Source organism: Janthinobacterium sp. YR213 (genome assembly GCF_900099875.1).
Taxonomy (GTDB): domain Bacteria; phylum Pseudomonadota; class Gammaproteobacteria; order Burkholderiales; family Burkholderiaceae_D; genus Janthinobacterium; species Janthinobacterium lividum.
Genome location: NZ_FNDA01000003.1, coordinates 617,894 through 632,163, shown reverse-complemented (window position 1 = coordinate 632,163; position 14,270 = coordinate 617,894). Strand labels below are relative to the sequence as shown.

At 63.8% G+C, this 14,270-nt stretch carries 11 protein-coding genes; 8 read left to right on the top strand and 3 right to left on the bottom strand.

Annotated elements, in window-relative coordinates:
- Positions 1-29: 29 nt before the first annotated feature.
- The 3 genes from mmsB to chvE form a co-directional block, all read right to left on the bottom strand.
- Positions 30-1,241, bottom strand: a complete 1,212-nt coding sequence (mmsB, locus tag BLT98_RS16825; RefSeq protein WP_092609581.1) for a multiple monosaccharide ABC transporter permease — start codon at positions 1,239-1,241, stop codon at positions 30-32.
- Positions 1,231-2,772 carry a multiple monosaccharide ABC transporter ATP-binding protein gene (mmsA, locus tag BLT98_RS16820; RefSeq protein WP_070258325.1) on the bottom strand — a complete coding sequence of 514 codons (1,542 nt, stop codon included), beginning with the start codon at positions 2,770-2,772 and terminating at the stop codon, positions 1,231-1,233. The genes mmsB and mmsA overlap by 11 nt, the downstream gene beginning before the upstream one ends.
- A gap of 113 nt (positions 2,773-2,885) precedes the next feature.
- Positions 2,886-3,962 (bottom strand): multiple monosaccharide ABC transporter substrate-binding protein, encoded by a 1,077-nt coding sequence (chvE, locus tag BLT98_RS16815; protein WP_034783821.1) that lies wholly within the window; start codon positions 3,960-3,962, stop codon positions 2,886-2,888.
- Positions 3,963-4,337: 375 nt separating this feature from the next.
- On the opposite strand from chvE, the gene BLT98_RS16810 reads away from it, so the two are divergent.
- From BLT98_RS16810 to BLT98_RS16775, 8 genes are all read left to right on the top strand, one after another.
- Positions 4,338-5,495: a fumarylacetoacetate hydrolase family protein gene (locus BLT98_RS16810; RefSeq protein ID WP_092609578.1), complete on the top strand. Its 1,158-nt coding sequence runs from the start codon at positions 4,338-4,340 to the stop codon at positions 5,493-5,495.
- Positions 5,496-5,523: 28 nt separating this feature from the next.
- Positions 5,524-6,291, top strand: a complete 768-nt coding sequence (locus BLT98_RS16805) for a D-xylose 1-dehydrogenase (RefSeq protein WP_034783816.1) — start codon at positions 5,524-5,526, stop codon at positions 6,289-6,291.
- Positions 6,288-8,075, top strand: a complete 1,788-nt coding sequence (locus BLT98_RS16800) for an IlvD/Edd family dehydratase (protein ID WP_092609575.1) — start codon at positions 6,288-6,290, stop codon at positions 8,073-8,075. The genes BLT98_RS16805 and BLT98_RS16800 overlap by 4 nt, the downstream gene beginning before the upstream one ends.
- A 126-nt stretch (positions 8,076-8,201) precedes the next feature.
- On the top strand, positions 8,202-9,203 hold the full coding sequence (xylF, locus tag BLT98_RS16795; RefSeq protein ID WP_211614981.1) for a D-xylose ABC transporter substrate-binding protein: 1,002 nt from the start codon (positions 8,202-8,204) through the stop codon (positions 9,201-9,203).
- 120 nt (positions 9,204-9,323) lie between these two features.
- Positions 9,324-10,895, top strand: coding sequence for a D-xylose ABC transporter ATP-binding protein (gene xylG, locus BLT98_RS16790; RefSeq protein ID WP_092609571.1), 1,572 nt, complete (start codon positions 9,324-9,326; stop codon positions 10,893-10,895).
- Positions 10,892-12,034 carry a sugar ABC transporter permease gene (locus BLT98_RS16785; RefSeq protein WP_034783811.1) on the top strand — a complete coding sequence of 381 codons (1,143 nt, stop codon included), beginning with the start codon at positions 10,892-10,894 and terminating at the stop codon, positions 12,032-12,034. The genes xylG and BLT98_RS16785 overlap by 4 nt, the downstream gene beginning before the upstream one ends.
- A 188-nt stretch (positions 12,035-12,222) precedes the next feature.
- Positions 12,223-13,422, top strand: coding sequence for a XylR family transcriptional regulator (locus BLT98_RS16780; protein WP_092609568.1), 1,200 nt, complete (start codon positions 12,223-12,225; stop codon positions 13,420-13,422).
- Positions 13,419-14,186 (top strand): aldose epimerase family protein, encoded by a 768-nt coding sequence (locus BLT98_RS16775; RefSeq protein ID WP_139179284.1) that lies wholly within the window; start codon positions 13,419-13,421, stop codon positions 14,184-14,186. The genes BLT98_RS16780 and BLT98_RS16775 overlap by 4 nt, the downstream gene beginning before the upstream one ends.
- Positions 14,187-14,270 lie beyond the last annotated feature (84 nt).

Genomic DNA, 14,270 nt, shown 5'->3' with positions numbered 1-14,270 from the left:
GGCCAGAGCCCCCTAAGGCTCGAACCGGTCTACTTGTTCTTGTTGATCACGTCGATGAAGACGGCCGCCAGCAGCACCAGGCCCTTGATCACCTGCTGGTAGTCGATGCCGATGCCCATGATGGACATGCCGTTGTTCATCACGCCCATGATGAAGGCGCCGATCACGGCCCCCATCACCTTGCCCACGCCGCCCGAAGCCGAGGCGCCGCCGATGAAGCAGGCGGCGATCACGTCCAGCTCGAAACCCGTGCCGGCCTTTGGCGTGGCCGTGTTCAGGCGCGCCGCGAAGATCAGGCCGGCCAGCGCGGCCAGCATGCCCATGTTGACGAAGGTGTAGAAGCTGACCCGCTCCGTCTTGATGCCGGACAGGCGCGCCGCCTTCTCGTTGCCGCCCACGGCATATACGCGCCGGCCCAGCACGGTGCGGTTGGTAATGAAGGTGTAGGCGACGATGAGCAGCGACATCACGGCCAGCACGTTGGGAAAGCCGCGGTACGACGCCAGCAGGTAGCTGAAATACACCATCACGGCGGCGAAGATGGCGTTTTTCAGCAGGAAGAAGGTGCGCGGTTCGTTTTCCATGCCGTGCTTCAGTTGCTTGGCGCGGCTGCGCAGCGAAGTGATAATCAGCGCCGCGGCGGCGATCACGCCCAGCAGCAATGACAGGCCGCGCAGGTTTTCGCCGCCGAACGGGTCGGGCAGGAAGCCCGAACTGAGCATCTGGAAGCCTTCCGGGAAGGGGCCGACCGACTGGCCCGCCAGCAGGGCCAGGGTCAGGCCCTTGAACACCAGCATGCCGGCCAGGGTGACGATGAAGGACGGGATTTTAAAGAAGGCGACAAAATAGCCTTGCGCGCCGCCGATGACGGCGCCGGCCAGCAGGCAGATGATGCTGGCGGCGACAAAATTCATGTTGAAGTTGACGATCAGGACGGCCGCCAGCGCGCCGACGAAGCCGACCACCGAGCCGACGGACAAATCGATATGGCCGGCCACGATGACCATCAGCATGCCCAGCGCCATGATGACGATGTAGCTGTTTTGCAGCACCAGGTTCGTCAGGTTGAGCGGCTGCATCAGGGTGCCGTCGGTCATGTACTGGAAAAAGCCCATGATGACGATCAGGGAAAGCAGCATGCCGTAGTCGCGCATATTGTTCTTCAAAAAGCCGGCATAGCTTTTTGCTTGCGGCGCCGCGGCTGGCGTTGCTGGCGCGCCTGCTGTCAATTTATTGTCCATTGTTTTCTCCGTGTGTAACGATCGCGCGCATGATGCGTTCCTGCGATGCTTCTGCCGCGCTCAGTTCTGCCGCGAAGCGGCCTTCGTTCATGACATAGATCCGGTCGCACATGCCCAGCAATTCCGGCATTTCCGAGGAAATCATGATGATGCATTTGCCTTCGGCGGCCAGCTCGCTGATGATGCTGTAGATCTCGTACTTGGCGCCCACGTCGATGCCGCGGCTCGGTTCATCGAGGATCAGGATGTCGGGGCGCGAAAACAGCCATTTCGCCAGCACCACTTTCTGCTGGTTGCCGCCGGACAGGTTGACCACCTTCTGTGCCACGCTCGAGCAACGGGTCTTGAGCTTGCGGCGGAATTCCTCGGCCACGCCGAATTCACGCTGCTCGTCGATCACCATGTGCTTTGAAATCGCGTCCAGGTTGGCCAGGCTGGTGTTCTTCTGGATGTCTTCCTCGAGGATCAGGCCGAGGCCCTTGCGGTCTTCCGTGACATACGCGAGGCCGTGGGCGATCGCCTTGCCGATGGTGCTGACGTCGATTTCCTGGCCATTCTTGAGCACCGTGCCGCTGATGCGCTGGCCGTAGGCGCGGCCGAAAATGCTCATCGCCAGTTCCGTGCGCCCGGAGCCCATCAAGCCGGCGATGCCGATGATCTCGCCCTTTTTGGCATGCATGTTGATGCCCTTGATGACGGGGCGGTCGGCATGCTCGGGATGGAATACGCGCCAGTCGCGCACTTCGAAAATGGTCTCGCCGATGGTGGGCGTGCGCGGCGGATAGCGGTCGGCCATTTCGCGCCCGACCATTTTTTCGATGATGCGGTCTTCGCTGACGGCGTCGATGCGGCAGTCGAAACTGTCGACCGTGTTCCCGTCGCGCAGCACCGTGATGGCATCGGCGACCCGTGAAATTTCATTGAGCTTGTGCGAGATCAGGATCGAGGCGATGCCCTGGGCTTTCAGGCCCAGCAGCAGGTCGAGCAGGGCCGCGCTGTCGCTTTCGTTCAGGCTGGCCGTCGGCTCGTCAAGGATCAGCAGCTTGACGTCCTTGCACAGCGCCTTGGCGATTTCGATCAGCTGCTGCTTGCCCACGCCCAGGTTGGTGATCAGGGTGTCCGGGGACTCTTTCAGGCCGACTTTGTGCAGCAGTTCGCGCGTCTTCGCTTGCGCGTATTCCCAGTCGATGACGCCCATGTGGGCCGGCTCGTTGCCGAGGAAGATATTCTCGGCGATCGACAACTGGGGCACCAGCGCCAGTTCCTGGTGGATGATGATGATGCCGATTTCTTCGCTGTCCTTGATGCCGCGGAAGTGCCGCGTCTGGCCCAGGTAATCGATGTCGCCCGTATAGCTGCCATGGCCGTAGACGCCGCTCAGCACTTTCATCAGTGTGGATTTGCCGGCGCCGTTTTCGCCGACGATGGCGTGGATCTCGCCGCTGCGTACCCGCAGGTTGACATTGTCGAGCGCAACGACGCCCGGGAATGTTTTGCGTATCCCGCGCATTTCCAGGATAGTGTTCGTCATATAACCTCTCTGGCACGGCCGCGCTGGTCGGCATCGGTCGTGCGGCAGTCTTGTTCTTGATCGTGCATGAAGCGAAAGGCCCGGCAGCGCCGGGCCTTCAGTACCGTGGATGCTTATTTCACTTGCGCTTCCGTGTAGTAGCCGCTGCCGGTGACGAGCACCTGCTTCCAGTTCGCCTTGTCGACGGTGACGGGTTTGAGCAGATAGGACGGCACGACTTTTACGCCGTTGTTATAGGTCTTGGTATCGTTGACGGTCGGCGTCTTGCCGCTCATCATCGCGTCGACCATGTTCGCCGTCACCTTGGCCAGTTCGCGCGTGTCCTTGAACACGGTCGATGCCTGTTCGCCGCGGATGATGGATTTCACCGACGGGATTTCCGCATCCTGGCCCGTCACGACGGGGAAGGGCTGTTTCGGCGTGCCATAGCCGACGCCCTTGAGCGAGGACAGGATGCCGATGCTCAAGCCGTCATACGGCGACAGCACGGCGTCGACGCGCGCATTGCCGTAGTAGGCGCTGAGCAGGTTGTCCATGCGCGCCTGCGCCACGGCGCCATCCCAGCGCAGGGTGGCGACCTTTTCCATGCCCATCTGCTTCGAGCGCACTACCAGCTTGCCGCTGTCGATGTACGGTTTCAGCACCGACAGCGCGCCGTTGTAGAAGAAGTGCGCGTTGTTGTCGTCGGCCGAGCCGCCGAACAGTTCAATGTTGAACGGGCCCTTGCCTTCCTTGAGTTTCAGCGCCGATTCGATATAGCCCGCTTGCAGCACGCCGACCTGGAAGTTGTCGAAGGTGGCGTAGTAATCGATGTTTTTCGTGCCGCGGATCAAACGGTCATACGAGATGACCTTGATGCCCTTGTCGGCCGCCTTTTGCAGCACGTTCGACAGGGTGGTGCCGTCGATGGCGGCGATCACCAGCACCTTGGCGCCCTTGGTGATCATGTTTTCCACCTGCGCCAGCTGGTTCGGGATATCGTCGTCGGCAAACTGCAAGTCCGTCTTGTAGCCGCGCTCCTTGAACACCTTGACCATGTTGTCGCCATCGGCGATCCAGCGCATGGACGATTTGGTTGGCATCGAGATGCCGATCGCGCCCTTGTCGGCCGCGCTTGCCACGGGCATTACCGCCATGCCGGAGATGGCTAGCGCCAGGCTCGCGGTCAGCATTTTCATTGTTGTTTTCATTTCAGGTCTCCACCGTCTTCGATAGTTGAATGTGCCAGGGCCGTCGTCCAGTGGGCGGGCTCCGTGCGGATGGCCGATTGCAGGCCACGGCTGATACTAGTTTGTCCATCCATCCCTCACCAATCACTTTTTTCGCATTGGCGATATCCAAAACGGTATCGATAAGCCAATTGATGCAATGCGCCATTGCGCGCCTTCCCGCCTGCTGGCAGGGCGGAAACGGGGGCCGGTCGGCGGCTTTTTTTTGTGCACTGCAATACCAATAATCATCATTCAATTTGGTGATTTTCGTAATTGCGGCGACACAGGGCGGCGCGCAGAATCGGTCCGAACTTGAAGACCAGCCATCCCGTCACGACCTTTTGAAAGCATGCCATGCAGCCGATTTCTCCCGCCTCCCTGTTGCCCGCCGACCTGGCGCAGGCCCTCCTCATCGGCCGCATCTGGCGTGACGGCCCCTGCGTCGTCGCCGTGCGTGGCGGCGAGGTGGTCGACATCACGCAGACGGTGGCGACGGTGGCCGAGCTGTTCGAGCGCAGCGATGCGCTCGATATCGCCCGCCATGCACCCGGAATCGCGCTTGGCTCCGTGCAGGCCCTGCTGGAGCAGGCGCTGGCCGCACCGGCAGGCGAGCTGCTGCTGGCGCCGTGCGACCTGCAGGCCGTCAAGGCCTGCGGCGTGACCTTCGCCGTCAGCCTGCTCGAACGGGTGATCGAGGAACAGGCGGGCGGCGCCGCGGCGCGCGCGGCGAGCTTGCGCGCTGCACTGCAAATGACCCTGGGCGGCGATTTGTCGGCGTTGAAGCCCGGCTCGGACGCGGCGCAGCGCCTGAAACAGCAGCTGCAGCAGCGCGGCGCCTGGTCGCAATACATGGAAGTGGGCATCGGCCCCGATGCGGAAGTGTTTACCAAGGCGCAGCCGATGTCGTCGGTGGGCTGCGGCGCGCAGGTGGGCTTGCTGCCATCGTCCGCCTGGAACAACCCGGAGCCGGAGATCGTCCTGGCCGTCAACAGCCGCGGCGAGGTGCTGGGGGCGACCTTGGGCAACGACGTCAACCTGCGCGACATCGAAGGGCGCAGCGCCCTCTTGCTGGGCAAGGCCAAGGACAACAACGGTTCCTGCGCCATCGGCCCCTTCATCCGCCTGTTCGACGAACACTTCACGCTCGACACCGTACGCCAGGCGGAAGTGTCGCTGCTGATCGAGGGCGCGGACGACGGCTTTGTGCTCGAAGGCGCCAGCTTCATGCGCGAGATCAGCCGCGACCCGCTGGACCTGGTGCGCCAGACGGCGGGCCAGTACCACCAGTACCCGGACGGTTTCATGCTGTTCCTGGGGACCATGTTCTCGCCCGTGAAGGACCGCGGCGCGCAAGGCGGCGGCTTTACGCACCACCTGGGTGACCGGGTGACGATTGCCAGCGCTTCGCTGGGCGCGCTGGTCAACGAAGTGCAGCGCTGCGATGCGATTGCCCCCTGGACGTTCGGCGTGCGCGCGCTGTACCGGAGCCTGGCGCAGCGCGGCCTGATCTGATTTCCCAATTCCTATAACGAGAGACACCATGCAACATGCAATCTATCCCAGCCTGGCAGGTCAGCGCGTCGTCATCACGGGCGGCGGCACCGGCATCGGCGTGGCCATCGTCGAAGCGTTCGCGCGCCAGGGCGCCCACGTTACCTTTCTCGATATCGCCCGCGAGGCGTCGCTGGCGCTGCAGGAAAAGCTGGCCGACCTGCCGCAGCCGCCCGTGTTCCGTTATTGCGACCTGACGGACCTGGGCGCCCTGGCCGCCACCTTCGCCGAGATTGAACACAGCGCGGGCGCCACGGATATCCTCATCAACAACGCGGCCAATGACGACCGCCACCAGTTACAGGACGTCACACCCGCCTACTGGGATGAGCGCATCGCCGTCAACCTGCGCCACCAGTATTTCTGCGCCCAGGCAGTGGCGCCGGCCATGCGCGCCAAGGGGGGCGGCGTGATCCTCAACCTGGGTTCGATTTCCTGGCACCTGGCGCAAGCGAGGCTGTCGATCTACATGACGGCGAAAGCCGGCATCGAGGGCTTGACGCGCGGCCTGGCGCGCGACCTGGGTGTCGACGGCATCCGCGTCAATTGCATCATTCCCGGCGCCGTGCGCACGCCGCGCCAAGAGCGGCTGTGGCATACGCCGGAGGCGGAAGCCGTGATCCTGCAGGGACAATGCCTGCAACTGCGCGTGGAGCCGGAAGACGTGGCGGCGCTGGCGCTGTTCCTCGCGTCGGACAACGCGGCCAAGTGCGCCGGACGCGAATACTACGTCGACGCAGGCTGGTACGGCGCATGAGCATTCCCGCCCAACCCCAGGCGCGGCGCTTCCGCTCGCAGGACTGGTTCGACAATCCCGAGCATATCGACATGACGGCGCTGTACCTGGAGCGCTTCATGAACTACGGCATCACGGCAGAGGAGCTGCGTTCGGGCCGGCCCATTATCGGTATTGCGCAAAGCGGCAGCGACATCAGTCCCTGCAACCGCATCCACCTGGAACTGGCCCAGCGCGTGCGCGACGGCATCCGCGACGCGGGTGGCATTCCGATGGAATTCCCGCTGCATCCGATCTTTGAAAACTGCCGCCGTCCCACCGCCGCGCTGGACCGCAACCTGGCATATCTGGGCCTGGTGGAAATCCTGCATGGCTACCCGATCGACGCCGTGGTGCTGACGACGGGCTGCGACAAGACGACGCCGGCGCAATTGATGGCCGCCGCCACGGTGGACATTCCCGCCATCGTGCTGTCGGGCGGCCCCATGCTCGACGGCTGGATGGACGGTGAATTGGTGGGTTCCGGCGCCGCCATCTGGAAAGGCCGCCGCCAGCTGTCCGCCGGCTTGATCGACAACGACAAATTCCTGCAGATCGCAGCCGCCTCGGCGCCGTCGGCCGGCCACTGCAACACCATGGGCACGGCATCGACCATGAATGCGCTGGCCGAGGCGCTGGGCATGTCCCTGACGGGCTGCTCGGCCATCCCCGCGCCCTACCGCGAGCGGGGCCAGATCGCCTATGAAACGGGGCGCCGCATCGTCGGCATGGCGCATGACGACGTGCGTCCGTCGAGCATCCTCACGCGCGAGGCGTTTTTGGACGCCATCATCGTCAACGCGGCCATCGGCGGCTCCACCAACGCCCAGCCGCACCTGATGGCCATGGCGCGCCATGCTGGCGTGGCATTGCACTCGAGCGACTGGATGGCGCACGGCTATGACGTGCCGCTGTTGTTGAACATGCAGCCGGCCGGAAAATACCTGGGCGAACGCTTCCACCGCGCCGGCGGCGTGCCGGCCGTGATGTGGGAGCTGCAGCAGGCGGGCTTGCTGCACACCGAGCGCTTGACGGTCACGGGCCAGAGCATGGCGCTAAACCTGGCGGGCCGTGAAAGCGCGGACCGCGAGATGATCCGCCCGTTTGCCGCGCCATTGAAGGAAAAGGCCGGTTTCATGGCCTTGCAGGGCAACTTGTTCGATTTTGCCATCATGAAGACCAGCGTGATCTCGCCCGCTTTCCGCGAGCGCTACCTGTCGCGTCCCGGCAGCGAAGGCGTGTTCGAAGCGCGCGCCATCGTCTTTGACGGTTCTGCCGATTACCACGCGCGCATCAATGACCCGGCGCTCAATATCGACGACAGCTGCATGCTGGTCATGCGCGGCGCCGGCCCTGTGGGCTGGCCCGGTTCGGCCGAAGTGGTCAACATGCAGCCGCCCGATGCCTTGCTGAAAGCCGGCATTCTGAACCTGCCGACCCTGGGCGACGGGCGCCAGTCGGGTACCTCGGACAGCCCCTCGATCCTGAACGCCTCGCCGGAGAGCGCCGTGGGCGGCGGCCTGGCCTTGCTGCGCACGGGCGACATCATCCGCGTGGATTTGAACGGGGGCCAGTGCGACATGCTGGTTGATGCTGACGAACTGGCGCGTCGCGCCACGGTGCTGCCGCCGCCTGTCAACGACAGCGCCACGCCGTGGCAGGAAATCTACCGCGCCAGCGTGGGCCAGCTGGAAACGGGCGCCTGCATGGAGCTGGCGCTGAAATACCGCGCCGTGGGCCAGACCCTGCCGCGCCACAACCATTAGCAGGCAGGTTGGGGTAGGTCGGGTTAGCGCTCCGCGCGTAACCCGACACCACCACAGACATAAAATTTTTCAGCAGTACCCCGTAGTGAAAAAACGTTGTTAATAAAATCCACAAGGAGACACACAATGAACAAGATCATCAGTGCAGCCATCATGACCGCCATGCTGGCATTGAGCAGCAGCGCCGCTCTGGCCGATGCGAAAAACCCGAAGATCGGCTTTTCCATCGACGATTTGCGCGTGGAACGCTGGACGCGCGACCGCGATTTCTTTATCGCCGCCGCCGAAAAGCAGGGCGCCAAAGTCTTCGTGCAGTCGGCCGACGCCAGCGAGCAGCGCCAGATTTCGCAGATCGAAAACCTGATCTCGCGCGGCGTCGACGTGCTGGTGATCGTGCCGTTCAACGCGACAGTGCTCAACAACACCGTCAAGGAAGCGAAAAAGGCCGGCATCAAGGTGTTGTCGTATGACCGCCTGATCCTGAATGCCGATATCGACGCGTATATCTCGTTCGACAACGAGAAAGTGGGCGAAATGCAGGCCGAGGGCGTGACCAAGCTGCAGCCGAAGGGCAATTACTACCTGCTGGGCGGCTCGCCGACCGACAACAACGCCAAGATGCTGCGCGAAGGCCAGATGAAGGTGCTCAAACCGTTCATCGACAAGGGTGACATCAAGATCGTCGGCCAGCAGTGGGTGAAGGACTGGAGCGCCACCGAAGCGCTGTCCATCGTGGAAAACGCGCTGACGGCCAACGGCAACAAGATCGACGCCATCGTCGCCTCGAACGACGGCACGGCCGGCGGCGCCATCCAGGCCCTGGCAGCGCAAAAGCTGGCCGGCAAGGTGCCGGTCTCGGGCCAGGACGCCGATCTGGCGGCGGTGAGACGCGTCATCGCCGGCACGCAATCGATGACCGTCTACAAACCCCTGAAAACCATCGCTTCGGAAGCGGCCAAACTGGCCGTGCAACTGGCGCGCAATGAAAAGCCGGCCTACAACTCCAGCTATGACAACGGCCTGAAAAAGGTCAGCACGGTGCTGCTGAAACCAACGCCGCTGACCAAGGCGAATGTGAACATTCTCGTCGACGATGGGTTCTATACCAAGGCGCAACTCGGTAATTGATCGCCTGTGTCATGTCGGGTTACGCGCCATGCGCTAAGCCGACCTACCCGTTTTTACCGGTAGGTCGGATTAGCGTAGCGTAATCCGACATTTTTCCCCGTATCAGCAACGAGAGCAAGAATGTCCGACTATCTGCTTGAAATGAAAGGCATCGTCAAACAGTTTGGCGGTGTCCGTGCGCTTGACGGCATCGACCTGCAGGTGCGGGCCGGCGAGTGCATCGGCCTGTGCGGCGAGAATGGCGCCGGCAAGTCGACCCTGATGAAGGTGCTGTCCGGCGTGTACCCGCACGGCACCTGGGAGGGCGACATCCTGTGGGATGGCCAGCCCCTGCGCGCGCAATCGATCCGCGACACGGAAGACGCGGGCATCATCATCATCCACCAGGAACTGATGCTGGTGCCGCAGCTGTCCGTGGCCGAAAATATCTTCATGGGCCGCGAGCTCACCCTGCCCGGCGGGCGCATGCATTACGCGGCCATGTACAAACGCGCCGACGAGCTGCTGCGCGAACTGAAAATTCCCGAACTGAACGTGGCGCAGCCCGTGATGAATTACGGCGGCGGCCACCAGCAACTGGTGGAAATCGCCAAGGCGCTCAACAAGAATGCGCGTTTGCTGATCCTCGACGAGCCGTCGTCGTCGCTGACGGCGTCGGAAATCGCCGTGCTGCTCGATATCCTGCGCGCACTGAAGGCCAAGGGCGTCACCTGCATCTATATTTCGCACAAGCTCGATGAAGTGGCGGCCATCTGCGACACCATCGTCGTCATCCGCGACGGCAAGCACATCGCCACCACGCCGATGGCGCAGATGAACGTCGAACGCATCATCGCGCAGATGGTGGGCCGCGAAATGAGCCAGCTGTATCCGCAGCGCGCGCAGCCGCCGGCCATTGGCGAGGTGCTGTTCGAGGCGCGCCACGTGACCTGCATCGATGCCGACAACCCGCAGCGCAAGCGGGTCGACGATGTGTCATTCACCCTGCGCAAGGGCGAGATCCTCGGCATCGCCGGCTTGGTGGGGGCGGGGCGCACGGAGCTCGTCTCGGCCCTGTTCGGCGCATACCAGGGGCCGTGCCAGGCCGAAGTGTGGCTCGATGGCCGCAAGATTGATACCCGTTCGCCGCAAAAGGCCATCGCCATGGGCCTGGCGATGGTGCCGGAAGACCGCAAGCACCACGGCATCGTGCCCGACCTCGACGTGGGGCAGAACATCACCCTGGCCGTGCTGGAAGAATTCGCGCGCGCCACGCGCATCGATGGCGAGGCGGAATTGACGGCCGTGCGCGGCGAGATCGCCCAGCTGGAGCTGAAGGCGGCCAGCCCTTCGCTGCCGATTACGAGCCTGTCGGGCGGCAACCAGCAAAAGGCCGTGCTGGCCAAGATGCTGCTGACGCGCCCGCGCGTGCTGATCCTCGACGAACCTACGCGCGGCGTGGACGTGGGCGCCAAATATGAAATCTATAAATTGATGCTGGCGCTGGCCGACCGGGGCGTGGCCATCATCATGGTCTCGTCGGAACTGGCCGAAGTGCTGGGCGTGTCCGACCGCGTGCTGGTGATGGGCGAAGGCCGCCTGCGCGGCGACTTTATCAACGATGGCCTGAGCCAGGAAACCGTGCTGGCGGCGGCGCTGGACCAGCGTCCGGCACCCGCCGCCAACACCGCAAACAAGGAACCCGCAGCATGAAACCGCACAGTATCAAACAGCTGTTCACCCAATACAAGATGCTGGCCCTGCTGATCGCCGTGGCGCTGATCTGGGCCTTCTTTTCGTGGAAGACGGAGGGCAGTTTCCTCACGCCGCGCAACCTGTCGAACCTGCTGCGCCAGATGTCCGTCACCGGCATCCTCGCCTGCGGCATGGTGCTGGTGATTATCGCCGGCGAGATCGACCTGTCGATCGGCTCCCTGCTGGGGCTACTCGGCGGCATCGCCGCCGTGCTGGACGTGACGCAGCACTGGCCGCTGGCCCTGAACCTGGCGGCCGTACTTGGCTGCGGTCTGGTGATCGGTTTGCTCAATGGCTACCTGACGGCCTACCGGGGCATCCCCTCCTTCATCGTGGGACTGGGCGGCATGCTGGCGTATCGCGGCATCCTGCTGGGCATCACGGGCGGCATCACGATCGCGCCCGTCTCCGAGCCGATGGTCTACCTGGGGCAGGGCTATCTGCCCGCTGTGCCCGGCATCGTGCTGGGCATCGGCCTGTTCCTGCTGGCCGCCTTCCTGACGTGGCGCGCGCGCGCCAGCCGCGCACAGCATGGCTTGCCGCAGACGGCGCCCTGGGCCGACGGCTTGCGCCTGGCCGTCATCGGCGCCGTGCTGTATGCCTTCGTGCAAACCCTGAACGGCTATGAAGGCATCCCGCTACCCGTGCTGTTGCTGCTGGCCTTGCTGGGACTGTTCAGCTACATCACCAGCCAGACCGTGTTTGGCCGCCGCATCTACGCCGTCGGCAGCAATATGGAAGCGACGCGTTTGTCCGGCATCAATGTGAAAGCCGTCAAGCTGTGGATCTTCGGCATCATGGGCCTGATGTGCGCATTGGCTGGCCTGATCAACACGGGCCGCCTGGCGGCCGGTTCGCCCTCGGCCGGCACCTTCAGCGAACTCGACGCCATCGCCGCCTGTTTCATCGGCGGCACTTCGATGCGCGGCGGCTCGGGCACCGTGTACGGCGCCCTGATCGGCGCGCTGGTCATGGCCAGCCTGGATAACGGCATGTCCATGCTGGACGTGGACACTTACTGGCAGATGATCGTAAAAGGCAGTATCCTCACCCTCGCCGTGTGGGTCGATGTCAGCACGCGTGCCGGACGCAGATAGCGTGGACCCTCGACAAACCTACTGCGCATCCCACTATCGCCTCTGCGTTGCTCAGCGTACCTTTGTACGCTTGCGCTACTCAAGACGATATTGGACCGCTCGCTACGGTTTTTCGAGGTCCCGAAAGGCCTGACTACGTCGTGCGGCCAGAGATACTTCTTTGGCCGCCACATGGAGGAGACACCTGCATGAAACTGCCGACCGCGCACCGGATCGCGCTGCTTTTCAATGGCAACAAGATCTATGACCGCGACATCATCGCGGGCATTGCCGCCTACCTGAACACCACGCGCGTGTCCTGGGACCTGTTCCTGGAAGAGGATTTTCGCTGCCGCCTGCCGGGCATCGAGCGCTGGCAGGGCGATGGCATCATCGCCGATTTCGACGATCCCGCCGTCTGCGCGGCGCTGGCGCACAGCCGCCTGCCCGTGGTGGCCGTCGGCGGCTCGTATGCGCGCGCGAAGGATTACCCGGCCGGCATCCCGTACGTGGCGACCGACAATTTCAAGATCGTCAAGCTGGCCTATGAACACCTGGTGGAAGCGGGATTGAGCCGCTTTGCCTGTTTCAGCTTGCCCGAGGCCGATGTCAACCGCTGGGCGCAGGAGCGCGAAACGGCGTTTTGCGCCTTGATGGAGCGCGACCATATGCGCGCCGACGTGTACCGGGGCGTCGCTACCAGCGCGCCCTCGTGGGACGAAGCGGTGGAGCAGCAGATCGCCTGGCTCAACAGCCTGGAAAAACCCGTCGGCATCATCGCCGTCAGCGACGCGCGCGCGCGCCAGCTGCTGCAGGCGTGCATGCATGCGGGGATCGCCGTGCCGGAGCAAGTGGCCCTGATCGGCATCGACAACGACCCGCTGGCGCGCATGCTCACGCGCATTCCATTGAGTTCCGTGATCCAGGGCACGGAGGAAATGGGCCGCACGGCGGCGCATTTGCTGCACCAGATGTTGAATGGCGCGCGCCTGTCCGGTACGCGCATCCTCGTGCCGCCGGCCGGCCTGAACGTGCTCGCTTCCACGCGCCACCAGCCCTTCCAGCATCCGCAGGTGATGCAGGCGCGCCACTTCATCCGCCAGTACGCCTGCCAGGGCATCAAGACGGAGCAGGTGGCCGATTACGTGGGCGTGTCGCGCTCCTCGCTCGAAGCGCACTTCCGCCACGAGCTTGGGCGCAGCGTGCACGATGAAATCCTGCATTTCAAGCTCGATGCGGCCAAGACCCTGCTGGCGCGCGGGCCGGGGCAGGTGGCCGAGGTGGCCGTGCGTTGCGGCTTTACCACGGTGCAGTACATGCATGCCGTCTTCAAGCGCGAACTCGGTTGCACGCCGCGCGAATTCCAGCAGCGCAGCCGGCCGCCGCCAGCACCCGGGCCGGCGCCATGATGCATCTGCTGCGCAATGCGCGCGGCATGTGCGTGGCCATCGACGCGCACGATGCCAGCGTGCGGGCCTGGTGGGCGCCCGACCGCTATGGCCGTCTGGCCGATGTGCTGGGCGCGGTGCCCCCGGCGGCGCGTGCGTCCACGGGCTGGCAGTGCGCGCCGCCAAACGACGGCCACTTGCGGCTGCACCTGGCGCAACATGGTCTGTCGGTGCGCCTGGCCTACCGGCTTGACGACGATGGCAGTCTGCACCTCGATTGCGCCGCCGCGGCCGATACGGCTTCCCGTTTCTCTCTTGCCGCGCCCCTGTTCAATCTGCAGGGCGGCCGTGCCGGCGTGGGCGACCATGTACTGCGCCTGGCCGCCGACCGCTACCGGCCCGGCGGCTGCGTGGGCGACGCTCCGCTCGATGTGGCGGGCAGCGCATTCGACTTCCGTCACGCGGCGCCGCTCGCTTCGCGCCTGGCCTGGCCTGCGCTGGCGCAATCGCCGGGATTCCGGCATGACTTTTACTGGACGGGCAGCGGCCAGCTGCGCGAGGCGGCACGGGTTGCCGACCCCGCGTCGGGCCGGGTCTTGCGTTTTTCCAGCACCCAGGACAGCTGCCATCTGTATTCCGACGCGCGCTGTTTTTCCCTGCTGGCGCAGGGCGTGCAACTGCAGCCGGGAGAGGCGAGGCGCTTCAACCTTGCCTACCGTTTGGGCGTGCAGGATATCGATGCGTTTGACATATCCGAACCGGTATCAATGATGTCAAATAAGTGATTGGTCAGATATGCGGGGCAGTTCTACCATGGGGTAGTTTTTCCCTCATTTATTTTTGTCCTGACCGACGCTGCGAACCTGCCC